Genomic DNA, 1,454 nt, shown 5'->3' on the forward strand with positions numbered 1-1,454 from the left:
GGCCTGACCGAGCCCAACCACGGCTCCGACCCTGGCAGCATGATCACGCGCGCCAAGAAAGTGGCCGGCGGCTACTCGCTGACCGGCGCCAAGATGTGGATCACCAACAGCCCGATCGCCGACGTCTTCGTCGTGTGGGCCAAGGACGACGAAGGCGCGATCCGCGGCTTCATCCTGGAAAAGGGCTGGAAGGGCTTGAGCGCGCCCGCCATCCACGGCAAGGTGGGCCTGCGTGCCTCTATCACTGGCGAAATCGTGATGGATGAGGTGTTCGTGCCTGAAGAAAACGCCTTCCCCGACGTGCGTGGCCTCAAGGGCCCGTTCACCTGCCTGAACAGCGCGCGCTACGGCATCGCCTGGGGCGCATTGGGTGCGGCCGAAGACTGCTTCCAGCGCGCGCGCCAGTACGTGCTGGATCGCCACCAGTTCGGCCGCCCCTTGGCTGCCAACCAACTGATCCAGAAAAAGCTTGCCGACATGCTGACCGACATCAGCCTGGGCCTGCAGGGCTGCCTGCAGCTGGGCCGCATGAAGGATGCCGGCACCGCCTCGGTCGAAGTCACCTCCATCCTCAAACGCAACAGCTGCGGCAAGGCGCTGGACATTGCCCGTATGGCGCGCGACATGATGGGCGGCAACGGCATCAGCGACGAGTTTGGCGTGGCCCGCCACCTGGTCAACCTGGAGGTGGTCAACACCTACGAGGGCACGCATGACGTGCATGCCCTGATTCTCGGTCGCGCCATCACCGGCATTGCCGCTTTCTGAAATCCTGGAAGGGATGCAATGGAAGTTTTGTGGCCCCCAAACCCTCTGAAGATCGCACATGAATGATCAAAATGGCCTCGATATCGAGGATCTCTCTGTGGGCATGTCGGCCTCCTACGCGAAAACCATCACGGAGGCCGATATCGTGCTGTTTGCGGGTGTTTCCGGGGACAACAACGCGGCGCACATGAATGAAGAGTTCGCGGCGACCACCATATTTGGCGGGCGCATAGCCCACGGGTTTCTGACGGCAAGCGTGATATCCGCGGCAGTTGCGAACCGCCTCCCCGGGCCTGGCACGGTCTACCTTGGCCAACAACTGCGTTTTTGCGCACCGGTGCGGCCAGGCGACACGGTGCATGCAACCGTTACCGTGAAGTCGGTGGACTTGCAAAAAGCCCGCGCAACTCTGGACACCGTCTGCCGTGTCAGGGACACGGTTGTCATTGACGGCGAAGCGATGGTCGTGACGACCTCTTCGGCACGCAGGTTGTCGCAACGTGAAGCCGTTGAATTGAATTCTTCAAGTTCGAAAGGTGTTTGATATGAAAATCCTCGTCCCCGTCAAACGTGTAGTCGATTTCAACGTCAAGGTCCGCGTCAAGTCCGACGGCTCTGGCGTCGACATCGCCAATGTCAAGATGAGCATGAACCCCTTTGACGAGATCGCCGTCGAAGAGGCCACC

The 1,454-nt window shown here is 61.0% G+C and carries 2 protein-coding genes and 1 pseudogene; all 3 read left to right on the forward strand.

What is annotated here, in order from left to right; translation table 11 throughout:
* A partial coding sequence (locus PJE01S_RS24100) for an acyl-CoA dehydrogenase family protein (protein ID WP_174548583.1) occupies positions 1 to 768 on the forward strand: 768 nt, incomplete at its 5' end.
* Between the two features lie 58 nt (positions 769 to 826).
* Entirely contained in the window at positions 827 to 1,312 is a 486-nt protein-coding gene (locus PJE01S_RS24105) for a MaoC family dehydratase (RefSeq protein ID WP_068836243.1), read from the forward strand.
* A gap of 1 nt (position 1,313) precedes the next feature.
* A pseudogene (locus PJE01S_RS24110) lies at positions 1,314 to 1,454 on the forward strand (electron transfer flavoprotein subunit beta/FixA family protein); the annotation flags it as partial.

The organism is Polaromonas jejuensis NBRC 106434, from assembly GCF_001598235.1.
In the GTDB taxonomy this organism is placed as follows: Bacteria; Pseudomonadota; Gammaproteobacteria; order Burkholderiales; family Burkholderiaceae_C; genus Polaromonas; species Polaromonas jejuensis.

Coding starts and splice junctions, on each gene's coding strand:
- PJE01S_RS24105 (WP_068836243.1), top strand. CDS start 827: ATGAATGATCAAAATGGCCTCGATATCGAGGATCTCTCTGTGGGCATG.